We start from the raw sequence: 21,113 nt of genomic DNA, 5'->3' as shown, positions 1-21,113 counted from the left end.
TCCACCCCTAAATTCTCAGGTTCCCCTTGCGGGCCCTCGAATGACTTCACCCTCATCAACTGACCAGCCCCAAACTGGCGGATTTTCTTAAAAGTTGATGTTTCGGCTGCTGTTTCTGAAGGGGATTTCAGGCCTAGCCGGGGCCGGAATGTGGCAACATTTGGGCGGGCAGCAAAAAAGGCGCCTGCTAGGGCGCCTTTTCTTCTGGTCTGAGCAGCAGCTTAGCAGCTGTAGTACATGCCGAATTCCACCGGGTGCGGGGTGTGCTCGTACTTGTGGACCTCTTCCATCTTCAGCTCGATGTAGCCGTCGATCTGGTCCTTGGTGAACACGTCGCCCTGCAGCAGGAAGTCGTGGTCGGCGGCCAGCGCGTCCATGGCTTCGCGCAAGCTGCCGCAGACGGTCGGGATGCCTTCCAGCTCTTCGGCCGGCAGATCGTACAGGTTCTTGTCCATGGCTTCGCCCGGATCGATCTTGTTCTTGATGCCGTCGAGGCCGGCCATCAGCAGCGCGGCAAAGCACAGGTAGGGGTTTGCCGCCGGATCGGGGAAGCGGGCCTCGACGCGCTTGGCTTTCGGGCTTTCGGTCCACGGAATACGCACGCAGCCGGAGCGGTTGCGGGCGGAGTAGGCGCGCAGAACCGGAGCTTCAAAGCCGGGGATCAGGCGCTTGTAGGAATTGGTGGACGGGTTGGTGAAGGCATTCAGGGTTTTGGAATGCTTCAGGATGCCGCCGATGAAATACAGCGCTTCCTGGGACAGGTCGGCGTATTTGTCGCCTGCAAACAGCGGCTTGCCGTCTTTCCAGATCGACATGTTGACGTGCATGCCGGAACCGTTGTCGCCATAGATCGGCTTCGGCATGAAGGTTGCCGACTTGCCATAGGCGTGCGCCACGTTGTGGATCACGTATTTGTACTTCTGCAGCTCGTCCGCCTGTTTGGTCAGGCTGTCGAAGATCAGGCCCAGCTCGTGCTGGCAGGACGCCACTTCGTGGTGGTGCTTGTCGACTTTCATGCCCAGGCGCTTCATGGTCGAGAGCATCTCGGAACGCAGGTCCTGCGCTTCGTCGGTCGGGTTGACCGGGAAGTAGCCGCCCTTCAGGCCCGGGCGGTGGCCCATGTTGCCCATTTCGAACTCGGCGTCGGTGTTCCAGGAGCCGTCGGTTGCGTCAACCTCATAAGACACCTTGTTGATGGTGTTGGAGTAGCGCACGTCGTCGAACAGGAAGAATTCCGCTTCCGGGCCCATGTAGGCCACATCGCCGATGCCGGAGGACTTGAGGTAGGCTTCGGCCTTCTGGGCGGTGCCGCGCGGGTCGCGCTCATAGGCTTCGCCGGTGTCGGGCTCAACGATGGAGCAGTGCAGGCACAGGGTCTTTTCCGCATAGAACGGGTCGATATAGGCAGAGGTGGTGTCCGCCATCAGTTTCATGTCGGAGTTTTCGATCGACTTCCAGCCGGCGATCGAGGAGCCGTCGAACATGAAGCCTTCTTCCAGGAAGTCTTCGTCGACCAGATCCACGTCCACGGTCACATGCTGCAGCTTGCCGCGCACGTCGGTGAAACGGATGTCGACATAGGCGACGTCTTCTTCTTTGAGTGTCTTGAGAACTGCGTCTGCGCTCATTCCCTCGGTCCTTCTGATGTAGATGTCAGGATATTCGTTGAATTCGTTTACAGCGCGTCCGGGCCGGTCTCGCCGGTGCGGATGCGGATGGCTTGCTCGACGGGCGAGACAAAGATCTTGCCGTCGCCGATCTTGTCGGTCTTGGCAGCATCGACAATGGCCTCGATCGCCTGGTCGACCTGATCGTCGTCCAGCACAACCTCGACCTTCACCTTGGGCAGGAAGTCGACCACATATTCGGCGCCGCGGTACAGCTCGGTGTGGCCCTTCTGACGGCCAAAGCCCTTGACCTCGATGACGGAAAGACCCTGGACGCCGACGTCCTGCAACGCTTCCTTCACCTCATCCAGTTTAAAAGGCTTGATGATGGCTTCGATCTTTTTCATCGGCTTTGGCTCCTCGCAAGCTTGTTGGGGGTGTCATTTCACTTCTAAATGAAGGCAGCAATGCAGGAGGCTGCGGCTGCGGCATTTGGGGGCAGGATTTGATCGCGGCTGCCTAAAAATTAAGCACTGCGTCCAAAAATTGCGCAGAATTGAATCGGGGAAGGGCAAAATATGACCGAACTGCTGACCGCAGCCCAGATGCGGGCGATTGAGCAGGCCGCCATCGCGTCCGGCGAGGTGACCGGGCTGGAGCTGATGGAGCGGGCCGGGCAGGGGGTGGTCGAGGCCATCTTTGAGGAATGGCCGGAGTATAATACTGCGCCCCAGAGTGTCGCGGTGTTATGCGGCCCGGGTAACAATGGTGGAGACGGATTTGTTGTGGCTCGGTTGCTTGCTGGCAAAGGTTGGACTGTGAAGGTCTTCTTGTACGGTGATCCAGATAAACTGCCAGCTGATGCGCGCACCAATTATGAGATTTGGCTGGCTGACAACCAGGTCGAGGAGCTCACCGAAAGAGCGTTTCGTAAGGAGCCTTATTGCTTGTATATTGATGCCCTGTTCGGGGCCGGGCTATCTCGCCCCTTAGAGGGTGAAGCCCTTAATGTTGCTTCCCAAATGTCGGGGCGCAATGGTGATGATTACAGTGATAGCGTTGTCGCCATAGATGCCCCGTCCGGCCTCTGCTTGGATAGCGGAACTGTTCTTGAGGAAGCGCCGCTCAGCCTAGGCCATCCGATCTTTGACCAACAGGGGCAGGAACCTCGAGGTCGTAAGCCGTTTCAAGACAGATTTGCAGCCCTGACAGTAACGTTCGACAGCCCAAAATTCGGTCATTTTGTAAATGAAGGCCCGTCTGTGTGCGGCCATGTTGTTGTAAAAGACATTGGGTTGGAACAATGGCGTGTATTGAAAGAAATTACACCCGGCACGCCTCCTCGGTCATTGCGACTGCCTTATTCAGTTCTTCTGGGGGAGTGTCCATTAGTCGAAGATCGTCGGAAGCCGTGGATATCTCGTTTTGATTCCGTCCGATGCAAAAAGGCATCCTCAAAAGGCCACAAATACACCCACGGCCACGCCCTCGTCCTTTCCGGCGGCCATGGTAAAACCGGCGCCGCCCGGCTCGCCGCCCGCGGTGCCCTGCGGATCGGGGCTGGTCTGGTCACCGTCGGGTCGCCGCGCTCAGCGATGTTCGAAAACGCCGCCAACCTCACTGCCATCATGCTGCAGCAGATCGACGGCGCGCATGGGGTCAGCGAGCTTTTGGAGGACGAACGCTTCAACGCGGTCTGCCTTGGTCCGGGCCTGGGCAGAGGCGCGGACACCCAGGCGGTGGTGATGGCGGTGCTGAAGGAAAACCGCGCCTCTGTTCTGGACGCCGATGCGCTCACAAGGTTCGAGCTGAAGCCGGAGGCGCTGTTTGAACTGCTGCACGAAAACTGCGTGCTCACCCCGCATGGCGGCGAGTTTGCCAGGCTGTTCCCGGACCTCGCGGAGAAACTGAACGCCCCCGCCACCACAGGCCCCGCCTATTCCAAAGTCGACGCCACCCGCGAAGCGGCCAAACGCGCGGGCTGCGTGGTATTGTTCAAGGGGCCGGACACGGTGATCGCCGCGCCGGACGGGCGCTGCTCGGTCAACTCCGCCCATTACGAGCGCTCCGCGCCGTGGCTGGCGACCGCCGGTTCTGGCGACGTGCTGGCAGGGTTCATCACAGGGCTGATGGCGCGCGGGTTCTCCCCGATGCAGGCGGCTGAAACCGCCGCCTATATCCACGTCGAATGCGCGCTGGAATTCGGGCCCGGCCTGATTGCCGAGGACCTGCCGGAGCAGATCCCCGCGGTGTTCCGCAAACTGGGACTTTAGGGCTCAGGCCGCCGGGCGCAGGTCCTGTTGCGGCGCGGCCGCGGCCGCCAGTTCCAGTCCGCCTGCATAGATCACATGCGGGCGGGAGAACTCCAGCACCGTCAGATCCATCATCTGCAGGCCCAGGTCGCGGATGAATTCGCCATCCACCAGTTCATAGGCAGGCACCACCGCCTGCGGCTGGCCGAACATCGCCTTGGCACGCCAGTCGCGCACCAGGATGCGCTGGTCCCAGGGCACGACGAGGTCACCGTCCGCGCGTGTGTCACCCAGCGATCCGGCAGTGATGCACACTGCCTGCAGCATCGCGCGGCGGGTGCGGACATCCTCTACCTGGGCCATGCCTTGTGTGCGGGTGATCAGGCTGTCGCCGGATTTGAGTTCTTCTGCCGCACGCTCTCCCTCGCGGGTCAGCACGATGGTGCCGCGCAAAAGGCTGATGTTCTGGCTGCCTTGAAACAGCCGCCGGGGCTGTGCCTGGACGCGCATCGCCAGTTGCGCGCGCAGGGCCGCATTTCCAAACGGTTTCATTTTATTGCTCGCTTTGTCTGCCTCAGACTTTTTTGCCAAACTACCGCACAAGCGGATTCCACGCCCAGCCTTTTTGCGCGAAAACCCGCCGATTGTTGCGATATTCCGCACCGATTGTTGCCGTTTTGCACATTGGCAATTTGGGCACGATTTCCCCTCGCATCCGCTGCCAAGCTTTGCTATTCAGCGCGTCACGCGGCCGGTTTCCTCCGGCGCGCAGTGCGGGTGTGGCGGAATTGGTAGACGCACCAGATTTAGGTTCTGGCGCCTTTGGCGTGGGGGTTCGAGTCCCTTCACCCGCACCATTCACGGATATCAGCCGGGTTCACCCCTGCAGCAACGGCGGCGGCTGATGGCCGGTCCGGCGGCCCGGTTCGATAAGTTTCCCGGCCCTGCCTCGGGTATGCTATACTAGACCCAGGCCGGCCTGCGGCCAGCGGCCGGCCCATGCGTTTACCAGTACATTGTTAATAAGGGGGATGGCCATGAAACGTCTTCTGCAAATCTCCACTGCTGCTGCAGGGCTGTGCGCCATTGCGGCCCCGGCGTCAGCCGAGCTGCGGTATGACAATAAATCCGGCGGCTATGTCGAAATCTACGGCCAGTTCAATCCGGCCATCATCTCCGTCGATGACGGCCAGCAGACCGAAACCAACCTGCTCGACAACGACCTGTCCCGCTCCCGGGTCGGGTTGCGCCTGATGCAGCCGATCGGAGCCGAATACATTCGGGTTCCGGTTCGAAACCGGGCTGGGCTTTCCGAATTCGACCGAAGTGAACCAGTTCGGCTCCGACTACAGCGGATGGACCCGCGCGGACCTGCGCCACGTGGACTTCTGGCTGGAAGGCAGCTGGGGCAGGTTCTCTGCCGGGCAGGGCAGCATGGTGGCGGATGGCGCCGCTGAAACCGACCTCTCCTATGTCGGCACTGCGCTCTATTCCTATACGGCTGATGCCAATGCCGGTTTCCTGTTCCGCGACACCGCGGGCGGGCTGAGCGGGCCTGCCGTTGCCTCTGCCTTCGATAACCTCGACGGCTCCCGCCGGGGCCGGGTCCGCTATGACACGCCGGATCTGAGCGGGTTTACTGCCGGTGTCGCCTGGGGGCAGAACATCCTGTCGTCCGGAGATGATGCAGATTATTATGACATCGGCCTGCGCTACGGGCAGGAATTCGGCTCCACCAATTTCGCGGCGTCTCTGGCTTATCAGGTGCGCGACGATGCCGGGGCGGAACGCTCGGATGTGATCGGCTCGGCCTCGGTGCTGCTGGACAGCGGCATCAGCTTTACCGTTGCGGGCGGCAGCCGGGACAACGATGCGGCCGGCTCCAGCGATCCCAGTTACTACTATGCCAAGATCGGCTATGAGACCGGCAACTGGCTGCCCTGGGGCAAAACCGGGCTTGGGGTGCATTATTACGACGGCGATGATTTCAACGTTACCGGTTCCAGCACCAAGGGCTGGGGCATTGGTGCGGTGCAGAAGGTCGACAGCATCAACACCGATATCTACCTGACCTACCAGGAATATGAGTATGAGGATGCCGCCGCGACCTACCAGGATCTGACAACCTGGGTGCTGGGCGCCCGCTGGCGTTTCTGACGAGCGGCAGATATCTGGACCATAATGAAACGCTCCGGTCAGCCGGAGCGTTTCTTTGTTGAGGCTGGACCGGCCAGGTTTCCGGATCCGCCCGCCCGGCTGATTCCTGCCACAGGGTTGCACGGGCGGCATAGCTGCTTTGCGTGAGGCGGGCGGTAAACGTAATCGTCTTCACATCTCCGGTCCCGTGGCGGCGCTACGGTGCAAGTGATTTTTTGCCACGGGCAGATTTTCACAATTGCCGCAGCGGTCATCTGACCCGGAATTCATGCCACGCGCCCGGAGGCTCCCTCGGCTCCTGCGCTGGCTTGTGCCGGACAGCGGCCGTAAGCGGCGGAACAGGAGACAGGACATGAAAACCAAGTTTGCAGCCCGCGCCGGCGCAGCCACTCTCGCAGCCGCTGTTGCGGCCCCGGCATTTGCAGGCCCCACCTACACCAACGACACCGGCGGCAGCTTCCGCTGGTACGGCCAGTTCAACCCTGCCTACCAGTCGTTTGACGACGGCGAGCAGGACTTCAACCGCCTGACCGACAACGCGGCGTCCAATTCGCGCATCGGCTTTGAGCTGGAGCAGGAATACGGCGAAAATACCCTGCGGTTCCGTTTTGAAACCGCCTTTGGCTTCCGCTCCTCGGACGCGGTCAGCCAGACCTCGACCGGCGATAACCTCAGCTGGGACCGCACCAACATCCGCCACGTCGACTTCCAGTTCGACACCGCGCGCTATGGCCGCTTCTCGGCGGGTCAGGGCTCGATGGCAACTGACGGCATCACCGGCGCTGATTTCTCCGGCACCGGCCTTGGCGCCTCCAACGCGGTTGCCGATTCCGCGGGCGGATATGCCTTCCGCACCACCGGCGGTGCGCTCAGCAGCGTGGATATCGGCGATGTCTTCAACGACTTCGACGGAAGCCGCCTGGGCCGCGTCCGCTACGATTCGCCGGAACTGGCAGGCTTCACCCTGTCCACCTCCTGGGGCACGGATATCCTGAAAGACGCCAACGACCGCGAAAGCTATGACGTTGCGGTCCGCTGGGCCAATGACGACGCGGCTGGCTTTGCCATCGACACCGGCATCGGCGCCTCCTGGACCGAAGAAACCGGCGAGCAGGATTACCGTGATATCTCCGGCTCCTTCGCGGTGCTGCACAAGGCCACCGGCCTGTCGCTGAACATCGCTGCGGGCGAGCGCGACATCGCGGGCACCTATGCCTATGCCAAGCTGGGCTATTCCGCAGACCTGATCGCGGCCGGCTCCACCTCCTTCTCGGTGGACTACTATGACGGCTCCGACATGGTCAGCAACGGCGACAGCGCCGAGTCCTGGGGTGTCGCCGCGGTTCAGAAGATCGACGCCTACAATGTCGAGACCTACCTGGCCTACCGTGACTATTCCTATGCCGATTCCAGTGCCACCACCTATCAGGACGCCAATGTCATCCTGGCCGGTGCCCGCTGGAAGTTCTGAACCGCAACTCCCTCGGTTTCAGATCAGGAAACACGCCCCTTCGCGGGCGTGTTTTTTCGTTATGAGGCTTCGGAAATCCGCGCGATTGCACAGGAAAGGGGCAATCCCCCTTGCGCCGCCGCGCCGGGGGAAATAGAAGACCGCAAATTGTCTGGGGGCACCTCGCACAGGGGCCCCGAATCTCTATGGGGAATAGGATGCAGGTCACCGAGACGCTGAACGAAGGTCTGAAACGCGGCTACGCCATCACCGTCACCGCCGCCGAGCTGGACGAGAAGGTCAACGAAAAGCTGGTCGAAGCGCAGCCGGAAATCGAAATGAAGGGTTTCCGCAAGGGCAAGGTGCCGATGGCGCTGCTGAAAAAGCAGTTCGGCCAGCGCCTGATGGGCGAAGCGATGCAGGAATCCATCGACGGCGCCATGAACAAGCATTTCGAGGACAGCGGCGACCGTCCGGCGCTGCAGCCCGAAGTCAAGATGACCAACGAAGACTGGAAAGAAGGCGACGACGTCAACGTCGAGATGTCCTACGAGGCACTGCCGAAAATCCCCGAAGTCGACTTCTCCGGCGTCGAGCTGGAAAAGCTGGTTGTGAAGGCTGAAGACGAAGCCGTCACCGAGGCGCTGACCAACCTGGCCGAAACCGCCAAGGAATTCGAAGCCCGCGAAGAGGGCGCAGCAGCCGAAGACGGCGACCAGGTCGTGATCGACTTCGTTGGCCGTATCGATGGCGAGGCCTTTGACGGCGGCGCAGGCGACGACTACCCGCTGACGCTCGGCTCCAACTCCTTCATCCCCGGCTTCGAAGAGCAGCTGGTCGGCACCAAAGCCGGTGAAGAAAAAGACGTGACCGTGTCCTTCCCCGAGGAATACGGCGCAGAGCACCTGGCCGGCAAAGAGGCCGTGTTCACCTGCACCGTCAAGGAAGTCAAAGCGCCCAAGGCGGCTGAGATCGACGACGAGCTGGCCAAGAAATTCGGCGCCGACGACCTGGACGCGCTGAAGGGCCAGATCTCTGAGCGCCTGGAAGCCGAATACGCCGGTGCCGCCCGCGCGGTGCTGAAGCGCGGCCTGCTGGACAAGCTGGACGCGCTGGTCTCCTTCGACCTGCCGCCGTCGCTGGTCGACGCCGAAGCCAAGCAGATCGCGCACCAGCTGTGGCACGAGGACAACCCGGACGTGCAGGGCCACGACCACGGTGAGATCGAAACCACCGAAGAGCACACCAAACTGGCTGAGCGCCGTGTCCGTCTGGGCCTGCTGCTGGCCGAGCTGGGCCAGAAAGCCGAGGTCGAAGTGACCGACGCCGAGATGACCCAGGCGATCATGGCGCAAGCCCGCCAGTACCCGGGCCAGGAACGCCAGTTCTTCGAGTTCATCCAGCAGAACGCGCAGATGCAGCAGCAGCTGCGCGCGCCGATCTTCGAGGACAAGGTTGTCGACCACATCGTCGGCCAGGCCAAAGTCACCGAGAAAGAGATCTCCAAGGACGAGCTGCAAAAGGCCGTTGAGGAGCTGGAAGAGGAATAATCCTCCGTCCGCATCGACTTACGGAAAGGCCGCCCCCTGGGTGGCCTTTTTCGTTGCGGCTCAGGTCAGAGAACAACCCGCTCCTGCAACCACAGCAGCGACGGATAGGCAGCGATCCAGATCCAGAAGAACCGGTTCAGCCCGAACAGGCAGGCATTGGCCAGATGGAACAGGGCTGCAATGCACAGCGCCAGAACCAGCGCTTCCTGATTGAACAGCGCCAGCGGAAACAGTGCCTCGAACAGCATCACCGCCCAGCCCATGGCCCACAGCAGGCCGGGCCTGTCCGCAAGCCTGCGCAGGTCTTCGCTGACCGGATAGGCAGAGAACCGGAACACATCCTGCAGGGCCCGGCCTGAGCGCCACTCCGGGTTCACGAGTTTGACCTGGCCGGAGATGAAGTAGCAGATCACCAATTGCCCGGCGAGATAGGCAAAGGCGTATTCCTTCCAATGCTCCTGCGGCAGCCATCGCGCGGCAGTCAGGCAGGACAGGATCAGCAGGCTCATCTTGTCGCTGCCGCCGTTATAGGGGCCTTGGAAACGCTGCAGATGAAGCAGGCTCAGCGCCAGCAACCCTGACAGAACCCAGGGCGTGGCTGCACCTGCCAGCAAAAACCCGCTGAGGATAAGCCGCGGCCCGTGAATGATTTGCTCGTTGCGGAACCCCGACAGGTGCTCAAGGCTTTGCAGAACAAAGGCAATACCCAAGAGGATTTCGGTTGCGCGCAGGGCGGGCTCCAAGCTCATGCTGCGGCCTTTCCTGGGAGCGGGCGCGGCTCTGACTTATAGGTAACGGCTTTCACCAGGCTGCCATCTTCATCCCGATCTATGAAAACAAGGCGGAACTGAAGATAGGGCCGCAATTCGTCTGCGGGGAGGGAGCGGGAAAGCTCCGCTGCGATCCGGTTCTGGATTTCCTGCAGGCTGTGCTCTGTTGGATTGAGGGTCAGGCGTTCGGCGCAGCTGACCAGAAACAGCCCCTCATTCCAGCGCGGGTTCCACAGCATCCGCCGTGCCATGGCGGCCAGAGACAAATGTTTGGGCCGGGGGCGGAATTCCTGCCAGGCAGAGGCGGTGCTCCCAGTGTCTTGCAGCAGGGCCCATTCCACCCTTGGGGAAGGATCCACCGTCTTGAAGAACCGCCAGGACGGCATCAGGGCTGGAAGAAGGAGTTTGATGAGGCTCAGCATGGCGCCAGTTAAGCCGCAGCTGATTACAATTCCCCTAAAATGCAGGCCGCAGGCAGGTCCTCCCGCCCGCCCTTGGCGCCGTCCTGCGGACGCCGCCGCGGCCCGTTGGGCTTGGCAGCGCCCCTGCGGGGCGCTGCAGATGGGGCAGGTTTCAACCGTCAGAAGGGGCAGGGCGCAGGCCGGTTTCCACCAGCATGCCGCGGCGCTTGGCCTCGTAATAATAGCCGCGCGAGTAATGCTTCACCGCCATGTCCTGGCTGCCATCAGCCAGCAGCCAGGCGCCGCGCAGGTATTTCACCGAGAATTGCAGGTTTGTATCTGCATCCAGCAGATCCTGAGGCTCGCCTCTGAAGCCCATCGACCGCGCCGTCGCGGGCAGGATCTGCAGCAGCCCGTAATAGGGGCGGTTCACCGCCTTGGGCCTGTGGGTGCTTTCGCGCACCGCCAGCCGGTGCACCAGGCTGCGCGGCACTTCGTAGTGGTCCGCCCAGTAATTGATCTTCCGGCGCAGTTCCGGGGTCTCATTCGGGTAGAGCGGCGGGGCGGCTCTGGCCACCGCGGGCGGGGAGGCCGTGCTGGCGCAGGCGGACAGCACCGCGGCAGCTATAAACAAGATCAAGGTGGTCCGGCGCGTCATGCGGCCTCCGAAAGCGGTTTCTCTCGCGGGCCAGATTAGCCGCCTGCCAGCGCGCTGCAATCCTGTCTGTGCCGGAGTCCGGACCGGGCGGCGGGGAACCGCCATACCCGCAGGGGGAAACCGCCTGTTCCAGAGCCTGTTCCGGCCTGCCGGAAGGTCGCTCAAACTTTAATCATTAGAGATTTGTTAAATATGGCGTCCCACTACATATTGGGGGTGCGCATTGAGGCAGAAACAACCCTCAGGGCAGTTTGCCCCTCACGCCTGTGGGGCAGCTGATCCCTTCGGGCAGAACAGGGACCGCGGCTGTTTCCCAAAATTTCGCGGTCCCGACAACATCCTGACAGGTCCGGAGCGCCGTGAAACGCGCAATCCGGACACGCAGATTATGCCGCTTGACGGCCGTGCCTGCGGGCGCTCAGACCTGTTTCTGCACGGTGTTCGCGGGCGTCTTGAACAGGTTTTTTTCCGGCGCAAGCAGACCCTCAGGCACCAGTTCCGACACCGCTTCGGTCCTGAAGTCAGGCCGGTCGAACCGGTGGCCGCGCAGCAGACGGAACAACAGCCGCCGGCGCAGCGCCAGCTCTTCACTTTCCAATGCGTCCTGCATGGCGCATCCCCCTTTCTCACTCCACACGGGCAGTATTGTCGCGGATTACGGCAAACAGATGGTTATTCGGGGGCAGGGATTTCCGTGCAATTTGGCGCGTCTTTTCAAACTGCGCACAGGCAAAGAAAAAGGCCGCCCATCAGGCGGCCTTTCCCGTGTCTCACTGTCCCGGTGGGGATCAGTTGGTTTCTTCGCCAGCGGCTTCGGCCGGTGCGTCGTCGTCGTCGGACGCAGCAGAGCCGATGTCGTCGAACAGCTCGGAGATTTCGTATTCCGCAGCGGCTTCCTCTTCGGCGGCCAGCTCCTGGATCGATTTGCCCGATGCCTGCAGCTCGGCTTCCTCGGGGGAGCGGGCCACGTTCAGCTTGATTTCGACTTCCACTTCCGGGTGCAGTTTCACGGCGACGGAATGCAGGCCCAGTTCCTTGATCGGTGCGATCAGGACGACCTGTTTCTTGTCAACCGAGAAGCCGTCTGCGGTTGCAGCTTCAGCTGCGTCGCGCGGGGTGACGGAGCCGTACAGCGCGCCCGCGTCCGATGCGGAGCGAATCACGATGAACTGCTGGCCGTCCAGCTTCTCTGCCAGAGCCTCGGCCTCTTTCTTGGTTTCCAGGTTGCGCGCTTCCAGCTGCGCTTTCTGGGCCTCGAAGGCGGCGATGTTGGACTCGGAGGCGGTTTTTGCCTTGCCCTGCGGCAGCAGGAAGTTGCGGGCGAACCCGGGCTTCACGTCAACGACGTCGCCCATCTGGCCCAGCTTTGCAACGCGCTCAAGAAGGATAACTTGCATCTGCTTATCTCCTTACTTCACGGCGTAGGGCAGCAGGGCGAGGAAGCGGGCGCGCTTGATAGCACGGGCCAGCTCACGCTGCTTCTTTGCCGAAACGGCGGTGATGCGCGAAGGCACGATCTTGCCGCGCTCAGAGATGTAGCGCTGCAGCAGACGGGTGTCTTTGTAGTCGATCTTCGGCGCGTTGTCGCCCGAGAACGGGCAAACCTTGCGGCGGCGGAAAAACGGTTTGGCTGCCATGATTTAGCGTCCTTTTCTCAAGCGTTGATCAGCGGCGCTCACGGCGTTCGCCGCGTTCGTCGCGCTTCTGCATCTGGACCGAGGGGCCCTCGGCGTGCTCGTCGACCTTGATGGTCAGGACGCGCATCACGTCATCATGCAGACGCATCAGGCGCTCCATTTCCTGAACGGCGGCCGACGGGGCGTCGGTCTTCAGGAAGGCATAGTGGCCCTTGCGGTTCTTGTTGATCTTGTAGGCCATCGTCTTGACGCCCCAGTACTCCTGCTCGACCAGCTTGCCGCCGTTGTCGGACAGAACAGCACCGAAATGTTCGATGAGGCCTTCAGCTTGCGAGTTGGACAGGTCCTGACGCGCAATCATGACATGCTCATAGAGTGGCATGCGAACTCCTGTTTGTGTCTAGGCGCATTTCATAGACCGGGCATGTGCTGCTTCCGCTGCCAGGTCACGAGAGGCTGCGCGGATCGAAGAAGTCGCGGAAGCAGGGCCTCCTATACAGGCTGGCGCCGAAAGAGCAAGGCAAAAGGGCGTCTTGCGCCGGTGTCCAAGGCCCGCCGCGGCAAAACCGCAAGCCCGCCCCATTGCTGCCCCAATGCAGGGCTTCACTGCTTAACGAAGCCTTAACGCGGTGAAACACGCGGCGCCAGCTTTCCGGCAGGGGAGCGTCAGCAGGGCAGATGAATACAGACCGCAGCAGAAGGGCAGTCAAATGGCCGTGACAGACCACACCCCGCCGCAGATTTCCGGGATGCCAGGCGCCCGCGCGCTTGGTGCGATTTCAGGTCCGGAGCCGCTGCGCCTGCGGTTTCAGGCAAACTGGAAGGTCCGGGTGATGATGTTCCGCCTGCTGGGGGCGGCGCTGATCCTCAGCTCTGCCGGTCTGTGGCTGGTGCAGGGGGCCGGGGCCGACCCGGAGATGAACCTGATCCGCTTCGGTGTCTCCATCGCCTTCCTGCTGGCGGGCGTGGTGCTGATGACCGCGCATGAGCCCGCGGCCCGGCCTGAGGCCTGCTTTGATCCCGTCCGCCGCGAGTTGCGGGTCCTGAAACATGATGCCCAGGGCGGCCCGCGCACTGTTCTGCGCCGCAGCTATGACTCGCTGGGTGCCGCGCGCCTGACCGGCAATGCCGTGCAGCTGTTTGAGGATGACGGCAGCCTGCTGATCGAACTGCCGCTGGACTCCGCGGCCACCCGCGGCCAGCTGCGCGACCAGCTCAGCGGCGCGGTGAAGATCCTCACCTGAGACCAGATCACGTTTGCGCGAGACTCCGCCCGGCTGCCTGCAGCCGGGTTTTGTGTTCGCGCGCTCACAGATAGTGTTGGTTTTTGCGGTCTTCCTTTCGAGGCCGAAACCATCACATCTGTTGATATGAAAATTCTTCAAACCGGAGCCTTTGAAATGAAAAAGACCCTGCTTGCCGCCGCCCTGGCCGCTGTTGCTGCAACCGGCGCTGCCGCCGCACCGGAAAAATACCTGCTGGACGCAAGCCACAGCCAGATCCTGTTCGATTACAACCACCTCGGTTATTCGACCACCTACGGCCTGTTCTCCGGCTTCGAAGGCGAGATCATGTTCGACCAGGAAGATCCGGCGGCCTCCTCGGTCTCCGTCTCAATGCCCCTCAGCAGCATGTTCACCGGCTGGCAGGCGCGTTTTGACCATTTCATGACCAAGGATTTCTTCGACGCAACCGAGGATGAAACCATCAGCTTCACCTCCACCGGCATCGAAGTCACCGGCGACAACACCGCCAGGATCACCGGCGACCTGACCCTGAACGGCGTGACCAAATCCGTGGTGCTGGACGCCAAGCTGAACCAGGCGGGCGAGCATCCGATGGCCAAGAAGCCCTGGGCAGGCTTTGACGCCTCCACCCAGATCCTGCGCACCGACTACAACCTGGGCCAGTTCGCGCCTTTCGTCAGCGATGAGGTCAACATCAAGATCTCCGTCGAGGCGATGAAAGCCGACGGCTGATTGAGCGGCCCAGTCTTTGAAATCTCCGCCGCCGGCTCCCTTGGGGCCGGCGGTTTTCCTTTGGGCGCCTCTCCGGACCTCTCCAAACCTCCCCAAACCGTGACCCAAGTTCACTGGCTTTTGCACCATGCGCCGCGCAGACTGAAGCTGGCCCCTCCGGCCGCTTCGGAAAGGAGGCACCATGTTCCGCTTCGGCTCTCTCACCACGGCCTGCGCGGCTTTGGCGCTTGCCGCCAATCTGGCCTTAACAACGCCCGCCGCAGCCCATGATTCCGGCAATGACGCCGCCCGTGCCATTGCCGGGCTGATCACGCTTGGCATCATCGTCAAGAGCCTGGACAACGACCGGGACCGCCACCGCGGCCGCGCCTATTACCATCAGCCCCGGCAATACCACGGCTATCACGGCGCCCGCCGGCACCACGCCACCCGCAACCGGCACCACTTCCGCCGCCACAGCGGCGACCGGCATCGCTCACGCCACGGCGGCTATTACTACCACCGGCATTGAAATCAGCGGGCAGTCCGGGCCGCGGAGGCCCGCAAAATACAGGCAAAGCGCCGCGCGTCAGCGCGGCGCCAGGCCCAAGGCTGCCAGGGGTGCCGGCCCTGCCGGCGCATCTGAAGGGCGCGGGAGCGCTGCCCTGCGCCGCCGGCTATTCCGTCCGCTTGGCGGCCAGCTCCACCATCACATCAACGGCAAACGCCAGCGAGCTTTCATCGGGCAGGCTCTTGCCAACCCCGAAATCCAGCCGGTTCAGGGTCAGCCCGCCGGTCATCTTCGCAGTTTCCCCGTCCAGCTCCAGTTCAAAGGGCAGGGTGGCCGGCACTGTCTCTCCCTTGATGGTCAGGGTGCCCGCGGCCTGATAGCCCTCTGCCAGCTTCTCGATCTCCGCGGTGAACAGCGCGGTGGGGAAATTGGCACTGTCAAAATAATCCGCCCCCATCGCCTGGCTTGCGACGGAGCCCAGCTCCAGCGAGGGGATCGCAATGGTCACCTCTACGTCGCCCGCCGGGCCGGGGGCGGCAGGCTCCTCGAAATTGATCACCGCGGTCCACTCGCCAAAACTGCCATTGATGACGCTGCCCATCTGGGTCACCGCAATGCCCAGCGTGCCGGACTGCACCGCCCAGCCGCCGCCCGCCCCGGGCGCTGCGGCAACCACCGGGGCAGCGGTGCCTTCTGCGCCGTAATCGCCGCTAGGGTCATGGCCGCCCAGAATGCCCAGCGCCGCACCGCCGCCCAGCACGCCGCCCCAGACAACCACTGCCGCCAGCAGCGGCGCCAGGCTGTGCGCCTGCGCGGGCGGCTTGGGCAGGGTGCCGCTGCCCGGCAGCATCCGCCGCAGGGTGGCGTCGCGGTCGATCACATGGTGCTTCAGCGCGCCGGCAATATGCAGCCCCAGCGCCGCTGCCAGCGTCCAGACCAGCAGCCAGTGCAAGCCCCCAAAAAATCCCGCCACCGCGTCGGACTTAGGCACAAACGGCAGGTTCTGCCCGAATGGCCACCAGATCGGCGCAAAGCCGTTGGTCGCGGCATGGTGGATCCAGCCCGAGAGCGGCACCGCCACCAGCGAGCCGTACAAAAGCCAATGCACCACCTCCGCCGCCAGCGCCTCTGCCTTGCGGTCCGGGTGCAAGAGGCCAGGCTTCGGCTGGCTCAGCGCCCACAGGATGCGCAGCAGCGCGGTAAAGAACACCGCAACGCCCACGGTCTTGTGCAGCGAAAACAGCAGCGTTGCCCGCTCAATCACCGTCTGGCTGCCGTCAAACCCGGGGCTTTGGATCTCATGCGCCAGTTCGTTGGCAAAATATCCCAGCGGAAAGGCCGAGAAGATCAGGAGGGCGGTCAGCCAGTGAAAACCTTTGGCGACAGATCCATAAGTCGAAAACGTATTGGAGCGGGACATAAAGCGCATTTCCTGGTCAGGGTCCGGTTGACCTTAACCTAACCGCGCGCACCCGGGATGCAACGCATGCGGCTGTCCGCCCGCGCACAGCTTTCGTGCGCAATATGCACCTTTGCTTGTACGTTAGGGAAAGGGCGGGTACATCAGGCAAAACGCTAAAACGGACGAGGTCATCAATGACGATCGCATTTGTGTTCCCCGGGCAGGGCGCCCAGACCATCGGCATGGGCAAGGCGCTGGCCGAGGCCTATCCGGCTGCCAAGGCCATCTTTGACGAGGTGGACGACGCCCTGGGCGAAAGCCTGAGCCAGCTGATCTGGGAGGGTGAGATCGAAACCCTGACCCTGACCCAGAACGCGCAGCCCGCGCTGATGGCCACCTCGATGGCCGCGATGCGCGCGCTGGAGGCCGAAGGCGTCACCATTGATAAGGCCGCCTTTGTGGCTGGCCACTCCTTGGGCGAATACTCCGCACTGGCCGCGGCCGGCGCGATTTCGGTTGCTGACACCGCCCGCCTGCTGCGCACCCGCGGCCTTGCGATGCAAAGCGCGGTGCCGGTAGGCGAGGGCGCCATGGCCGCGATCCTTGGCCTCGACCTCGACGCGGTGCGCGCAGTGGCCGAAGAAGCCGCGCAAGGCGAAGTCTGCCAGGCCGCCAACGACAACGATCCCACCCAGGTGGTGGTCTCCGGCGCCAAGGCCGCGGTGGAACGCGCCGCTGAAATCGCCAAGGAAAAGGGCGCCAAGCGCGCAGTGATGCTGCCGGTCTCCGCCCCCTTCCACTGCGCCCTGATGCAGCCCGCCGCCGACGCCATGGCCGAGGCGCTGGCAGGCGTCGATATCAAATCCCCGGCGGTGCCGCTGATCGCCAACGTCCGCGCCGATGCGGTCACCAGCCCGGACGAAATCCGCGCATTGCTGGTGGAGCAGGTGACCGGCTCCGTGCGCTGGCGCGAAAGCGTGCAGGCGATGGCCGCCAAAGGCGTCACCGAATTCTGGGAAATCGGCGCTGGCAAGGCGCTCTCGGGCATGATCCGCAAGATCGACCGCAGCCTGGCCTGCCGCCAGGTCGGCGCCCCGGACGATGCCAAGGCCGCCGCTGAAGCCTGAAACAGATTTGCCGGCGCCCGCTCCCCGGTGCGCGCCGGCTCCGCATATAAAGGACAAGAACATGTTTGATCTGACTGGCAAGACTGCCCTCATCACCGGCGCCTCCGGCGGCATCGGCGGCGACATCGCCCGCGCCCTGCACGCCGCCGGCGCCACCGTTGCCCTCTCCGGCACCCGTGAAGAGCCGCTGCAGGCGCTGGCCGCCGAACTGGGCGAGCGCGCCCATGTGCTGCCCTGCAACCTGTCTGACGCCGAAGCGGTCGAGGCGCTGCCGAAACAGGCAGCCGAGGCGATGGGCTCCGTCGACATCCTGGTCAACAACGCGGGCATCACCCGCGACAACCTCTTCATGCGCATGAAGGACGAAGAGTGGCAGAGCGTGCTGGACGTGAACCTCACCTCCACCATGCGCCTGTGCCGCGGCGTGCTGCGCGGCATGATGAAGGCTCGCTGGGGCCGCATCATCAACATCTCTTCCGTGGTGGGCGCCACCGGCAATCCCGGCCAGGGCAACTATGCCGCCTCCAAGGCCGGCATGGTCGGCATGTCCAAGTCGCTCGCCTATGAGGTCGCCAACCGCGGCATCACCGTCAATGCCGTTGCGCCGGGCTTCATCGCCACCGCGATGACCGACAAGCTTAACGACAACCAGAAAGACGCGATCCTCACCCAGATCCCGGCCGGCCGGATGGGGGATTCGAAAGAAATCGCCTCTGCCGTGCTGTATCTGGCCAGCCAGGAAGCTGGGTATGTCACCGGCACCACCCTGCATGTGAACGGCGGCATGGCGATGATCTGACCGCCGCTTTGTACCCGGATTTTGAAAACCCCGCAGCCTGCCTGCGGGGTTTTTTCGTCTCTGAAGCCCCGGACCAGAGCGCCGGCGCGGGCGAACCTCAGCCGCCAAATGGTTGAAATCCGGTGAAAAAGCAAAAAAGATACGGTGCAGGCCTTGCAACCTCTTGATTACAAGGCCATCTGCACGCTTCATAGCGGCCACAGGCAAACTGCGCCGCAGGTCCGTGACCGCGCGAAACCGTTTGCCTTGGCTGCGGTCTATGCTATAGGCGGCCCGTATCCGCCGGCATTTCCCTTGGGAAACGCCGCACTGTCCCCGTCCCGCGGGGATCACACCGCCCGCTCCGGGCAATAACCACGCCGCCCGGCTAGGGCAGGGCAGAACCGGGCAGAGCGCCCTGTAAAACGAGGAAGAGACATGAGCGACGTCGCAGATCGCGTAAAAAAGATCGTTGTTGAGCACCTGGGTGTTGAAGAAGACAAGGTCACCGAAAACGCCTCCTTCATCGACGATCTGGGCGCAGACAGCCTGGACACCGTGGAACTGGTGATGGCGTTTGAAGAAGAGTTCGGCATCGAGATCCCGGACGACGCAGCCGAAACCATCCAGACCTTCGGCGACGCGGTCAAGTTCATCTCCGAAGCGTCCTAAGCCACGCTTCCGGATGACCGGATTTCACGGCGCTCTCCTGCACGGAGGGCGCCGTTTTCTTTTGGGGGCTGCAGTTCCGAATCTGCTGCCGCGGCAATCTGGCGCCTTGCGCCGCTGCTCCGTGTTTGCGCTACCGGCCGGGCCGGATTTCCACGCCGCAATTGTTCGATAATTGGTCATGAAACGGCGTACCGCCAGGAAAATTCCATGCTACTCTGACCTCATGAGGCATTACATGAGGAGACTGGCACTATGATCATCTACCCCACAATGCAACTTCAGAACGGCCGCTGCGTGACGCTCGAGAAAGGGCGCCTGGATGAGCCGCAGGTCTGGCATGTGGACCCGGTCGAAACCGCCAAAGGGTTTGCCGCCGCGGGGGCGGAATGGATGCACCTTACCGACTTCAACGCGCTGGAGGGCGACAGCAGCAACGAAGAGCTGGTCCTGAAGATCATCCGCGGCGCCGGCATCCCGGTGCAGCTGGGCGGCGGTATGCGCTCACGCGAGCAGGTCGAGCACTGGATCGACAAGGGCGCCGGCCGTATCGTGATCGGCACACTGGCCGCCCGCGACCCGCATCTGGTGCGCGAACTGGCGGAACATCACCCGGACCAGATCGTGCTGGCGGTGGACATTTGGCAAGGCCAGGTGATGACGGACGGCTGGCGCAAATCGGGTGCCTTTACCCCCGAGGCCTATCTGGAGGCTTTCAAGGACACACCCTTTGCCGGCATCCTCATCACCGACATTGATTCCGATGTCGCCGACACGGAGGCGCAGATGGGGCTGATCTCGCACCTGGCCTCGCAGGTGAAGCTGCCGGTGATCGCCAGCGGCGTGGTGCAGAACGCCGATGACATCTCGCGGCTCAAGTACATCTCCAACATTGCCGGCGCTCAGGTCGGGCGGGCCCTGTTCCGCAAGATCCTCTCGGTCGAGGAGGCGCTGGCTGTTGCCCGTCCCGAGCCGGAACCCGTGGCCGAGTTCCAGTAACCGCCCCGCGGGGCCGAATGCGGCCCTTGCGCAATCCGCACGGACGAAACCCGATCAGCAAAGGGCGCCTGTTATCAGGCGCCTTTTCCTATTGGGCCGGTCTGCACCGCAGCGGGCGGCGGTCTGCTGGCAACCGGCTCAGGCCTGCAGGCCGGCCGGAGTGGAGGCTGCTGCAGCCTCTGTTTCAGCTGCCGGCGCGGCAGCGGCCTTTTTCGAAAGTTTGAGAAGCGCTTGCAGATCTTCCGCGGCCATCGGCTTGCTGAATTTCACGCCGATGTAATCGGCGTTCTGCCAGGTCACCAGGGCCGGGATGTCCTCAAGCCCGGGAAGCACGGCCAGGACCTCATCCTTGGAAGCAAGATCCGGGATGCCGGGCAGCTGCCAGACCCGGAGCTTGGCGCCCAGGCGGCTGATATCTACCAGCTTTGCACGCAGCGTCTGCCGGTTTCTCTTCAGGCTGCAGTTCAGCGAGCAGGGGTGCCGCCTGCGCCTGCGCCGGTGGCGCCGGGCAATCCGTTCTGCCAGAAACAGGCCGCCGCCGGCCAGCAGCAGCACTGACAAGGAACTGGCAATGGCGGTTTCCTGCGAAATGCCCCTGATCCGCCCGATGCCGGCAGGGGTGGCAGCCGTCTGTTTCTGATCCGGCGCGAAATTGCAGGGCAGCGGAATGATCCGGGCCGCAAATTCCTCCAGCAGCGCCGCGGTGCCAAGCCGCTCTGCGCTGATTTCAGCCTTGGCATTGCCGTGCCGGTTGTAAACCTGCAGCAGCCCTTTTTGCTGGGTGACCAGCCGTATGGCCAGCGGCTCGTACACCTCCATCCCGGACCGCCGCATCCGCACCCGCAGCGTCACCACCGGGTGATCCTCCAGCCAATGGCTAAGCTGCCTGGCTTTGGCCGGATCGTTGCCGGTCCTCAGATGCTCAAGGAAACCCCGCGCCTCATGCTGGAACATCACCAGATCGGACTGCAGCAGGCAGGCCGCCCGGGACGCCTCAGCCGGCTGAGCACCCGTCCAGACCCCAGCAGGCGCGGCAAGTGCTGCCAGGATCAAGGGCCAGTGTTTCATCAATGAGACGCGCCTTTCAGCTGGGGCCACAACGGCCCGTGGAAATATCCAGTGCAATCTACCATGGGCTGCATCAGCATTGATTAATGACGCCTATTGGTGGAGTTAATTCGCCATAA

General features: G+C 62.8%; 23 protein-coding genes and 1 tRNA gene. 12 read left to right on the top strand and 12 right to left on the bottom strand.

What is annotated here, in order from left to right; translation table 11 throughout:
* Nucleotides 1-221 precede the first annotated feature (221 nt).
* Both glnA and K3725_RS09350 read right to left on the bottom strand, forming a co-directional pair.
* Nucleotides 222-1,628: a type I glutamate--ammonia ligase gene (gene glnA, locus K3725_RS09355; RefSeq protein ID WP_260018489.1), complete on the bottom strand. Its 1,407-nt coding sequence runs from the start codon at nucleotides 1,626-1,628 to the stop codon at nucleotides 222-224.
* Nucleotides 1,629-1,675: 47 nt separating this feature from the next.
* Nucleotides 1,676-2,014 (bottom strand): P-II family nitrogen regulator, encoded by a 339-nt coding sequence (locus K3725_RS09350; RefSeq protein ID WP_008554830.1) that lies wholly within the window; start codon nucleotides 2,012-2,014, stop codon nucleotides 1,676-1,678.
* A gap of 171 nt (nucleotides 2,015-2,185) precedes the next feature.
* Here K3725_RS09350 and K3725_RS09345 point away from each other — a divergent pair, with 171 nt between their 5' ends.
* Nucleotides 2,186-3,880, top strand: a complete 1,695-nt coding sequence (locus tag K3725_RS09345; protein WP_260018488.1) for an NAD(P)H-hydrate dehydratase — start codon at nucleotides 2,186-2,188, stop codon at nucleotides 3,878-3,880.
* Nucleotides 3,881-3,883: 3 nt separating this feature from the next.
* Here the strand turns inward: K3725_RS09345 and K3725_RS09340 are convergent, their stop codons facing one another.
* Nucleotides 3,884-4,411, bottom strand: coding sequence for a Hint domain-containing protein (locus K3725_RS09340; RefSeq protein WP_260018487.1), 528 nt, complete (start codon nucleotides 4,409-4,411; stop codon nucleotides 3,884-3,886).
* A 221-nt stretch (nucleotides 4,412-4,632) separates the two neighbouring features.
* Between K3725_RS09340 and K3725_RS09335 the strand changes: the two genes are divergently transcribed.
* From K3725_RS09335 to tig, 4 genes are all read left to right on the top strand, one after another.
* A tRNA-Leu gene (locus K3725_RS09335) sits at nucleotides 4,633-4,716 on the top strand.
* Nucleotides 4,717-5,185: 469 nt separating this feature from the next.
* Entirely contained in the window at nucleotides 5,186-6,016 is an 831-nt protein-coding gene (locus K3725_RS09330) for a porin (RefSeq protein ID WP_260018486.1), read from the top strand.
* Between the two features lie 352 nt (nucleotides 6,017-6,368).
* Nucleotides 6,369-7,487, top strand: a complete 1,119-nt coding sequence (locus K3725_RS09325; RefSeq protein ID WP_260018485.1) for a porin — start codon at nucleotides 6,369-6,371, stop codon at nucleotides 7,485-7,487.
* A 197-nt stretch (nucleotides 7,488-7,684) separates the two neighbouring features.
* Nucleotides 7,685-9,016, top strand: coding sequence for a trigger factor (gene tig, locus K3725_RS09320; protein ID WP_260018484.1), 1,332 nt, complete (start codon nucleotides 7,685-7,687; stop codon nucleotides 9,014-9,016).
* A gap of 65 nt (nucleotides 9,017-9,081) precedes the next feature.
* Here tig and K3725_RS09315 read toward each other — a convergent pair whose 3' ends face one another.
* From K3725_RS09315 to rpsF, 7 genes are all read right to left on the bottom strand, one after another.
* Nucleotides 9,082-9,765, bottom strand: a complete 684-nt coding sequence (locus tag K3725_RS09315) for an HTTM domain-containing protein (RefSeq protein WP_260018483.1) — start codon at nucleotides 9,763-9,765, stop codon at nucleotides 9,082-9,084.
* Complete coding sequence (locus K3725_RS09310) at nucleotides 9,762-10,208, bottom strand: hypothetical protein (protein ID WP_260018482.1); 447 nt, start codon at nucleotides 10,206-10,208, stop codon at nucleotides 9,762-9,764. The genes K3725_RS09315 and K3725_RS09310 overlap by 4 nt, the downstream gene beginning before the upstream one ends.
* 151 nt (nucleotides 10,209-10,359) lie before the next feature.
* The gene (locus K3725_RS09305; RefSeq protein ID WP_260018481.1) at nucleotides 10,360-10,845 is read right to left on the bottom strand and encodes a lytic transglycosylase domain-containing protein; all 486 of its coding nucleotides are present in this window, start codon (nucleotides 10,843-10,845) and stop codon (nucleotides 10,360-10,362) included.
* Between the two features lie 418 nt (nucleotides 10,846-11,263).
* The gene (locus tag K3725_RS09300; RefSeq protein WP_260018480.1) at nucleotides 11,264-11,455 is read right to left on the bottom strand and encodes a hypothetical protein; all 192 of its coding nucleotides are present in this window, start codon (nucleotides 11,453-11,455) and stop codon (nucleotides 11,264-11,266) included.
* Nucleotides 11,456-11,633: 178 nt separating this feature from the next.
* A complete protein-coding gene (gene rplI, locus K3725_RS09295; RefSeq protein WP_260018479.1) occupies nucleotides 11,634-12,242 on the bottom strand; it encodes a 50S ribosomal protein L9 in 609 nt (202 codons plus the stop codon).
* A 12-nt stretch (nucleotides 12,243-12,254) separates the two neighbouring features.
* On the bottom strand, nucleotides 12,255-12,482 hold the full coding sequence (gene rpsR, locus K3725_RS09290; RefSeq protein WP_005982441.1) for a 30S ribosomal protein S18: 228 nt from the start codon (nucleotides 12,480-12,482) through the stop codon (nucleotides 12,255-12,257).
* A gap of 28 nt (nucleotides 12,483-12,510) precedes the next feature.
* The gene (rpsF, locus tag K3725_RS09285; RefSeq protein WP_260018478.1) at nucleotides 12,511-12,864 is read right to left on the bottom strand and encodes a 30S ribosomal protein S6; all 354 of its coding nucleotides are present in this window, start codon (nucleotides 12,862-12,864) and stop codon (nucleotides 12,511-12,513) included.
* Between the two features lie 328 nt (nucleotides 12,865-13,192).
* On the opposite strand from rpsF, the gene K3725_RS09280 reads away from it, so the two are divergent.
* The 3 genes from K3725_RS09280 (at nucleotide 13,193) to K3725_RS09270 (ending at nucleotide 14,972) form a co-directional block, all read left to right on the top strand.
* Nucleotides 13,193-13,726, top strand: a complete 534-nt coding sequence (locus K3725_RS09280) for a hypothetical protein (protein WP_260018477.1) — start codon at nucleotides 13,193-13,195, stop codon at nucleotides 13,724-13,726.
* A 156-nt stretch (nucleotides 13,727-13,882) separates the two neighbouring features.
* Entirely contained in the window at nucleotides 13,883-14,461 is a 579-nt protein-coding gene (locus tag K3725_RS09275; RefSeq protein ID WP_260018476.1) for a YceI family protein, read from the top strand.
* 181 nt (nucleotides 14,462-14,642) lie between these two features.
* Entirely contained in the window at nucleotides 14,643-14,972 is a 330-nt protein-coding gene (locus K3725_RS09270) for a hypothetical protein (protein ID WP_260018475.1), read from the top strand.
* 145 nt (nucleotides 14,973-15,117) lie between these two features.
* Here the strand turns inward: K3725_RS09270 and K3725_RS09265 are convergent, their stop codons facing one another.
* A complete protein-coding gene (locus tag K3725_RS09265; RefSeq protein ID WP_260018474.1) occupies nucleotides 15,118-16,371 on the bottom strand; it encodes a cytochrome b/b6 domain-containing protein in 1,254 nt (417 codons plus the stop codon).
* A gap of 176 nt (nucleotides 16,372-16,547) precedes the next feature.
* On the opposite strand from K3725_RS09265, the gene fabD reads away from it, so the two are divergent.
* The 4 genes from fabD (at nucleotide 16,548) to K3725_RS09245 (ending at nucleotide 19,926) form a co-directional block, all read left to right on the top strand.
* On the top strand, nucleotides 16,548-17,480 hold the full coding sequence (gene fabD / locus K3725_RS09260) for an ACP S-malonyltransferase (protein WP_260018473.1): 933 nt from the start codon (nucleotides 16,548-16,550) through the stop codon (nucleotides 17,478-17,480).
* Nucleotides 17,481-17,541: 61 nt separating this feature from the next.
* Complete coding sequence (gene fabG / locus K3725_RS09255; RefSeq protein ID WP_039182681.1) at nucleotides 17,542-18,279, top strand: 3-oxoacyl-ACP reductase FabG; 738 nt, start codon at nucleotides 17,542-17,544, stop codon at nucleotides 18,277-18,279.
* A gap of 417 nt (nucleotides 18,280-18,696) precedes the next feature.
* Nucleotides 18,697-18,930, top strand: coding sequence for an acyl carrier protein (locus K3725_RS09250; protein WP_005982462.1), 234 nt, complete (start codon nucleotides 18,697-18,699; stop codon nucleotides 18,928-18,930).
* Nucleotides 18,931-19,182: 252 nt separating this feature from the next.
* Entirely contained in the window at nucleotides 19,183-19,926 is a 744-nt protein-coding gene (locus tag K3725_RS09245) for a 1-(5-phosphoribosyl)-5-[(5-phosphoribosylamino)methylideneamino] imidazole-4-carboxamide isomerase (protein WP_260018472.1), read from the top strand.
* 138 nt (nucleotides 19,927-20,064) lie between these two features.
* Here the strand turns inward: K3725_RS09245 and K3725_RS09240 are convergent, their stop codons facing one another.
* Nucleotides 20,065-20,994 carry a PilZ domain-containing protein gene (locus K3725_RS09240; RefSeq protein ID WP_260018471.1) on the bottom strand — a complete coding sequence of 310 codons (930 nt, stop codon included), beginning with the start codon at nucleotides 20,992-20,994 and terminating at the stop codon, nucleotides 20,065-20,067.
* Between the last annotated feature and the right edge of the window lie 119 nt (nucleotides 20,995-21,113).

This window comes from Leisingera sp. S132 (genome assembly GCF_025144465.1).
In the GTDB taxonomy this organism is placed as follows: Bacteria; Pseudomonadota; Alphaproteobacteria; order Rhodobacterales; family Rhodobacteraceae; genus Leisingera.
This window is presented reverse-complemented; position numbering and strand designations above follow the sequence as displayed.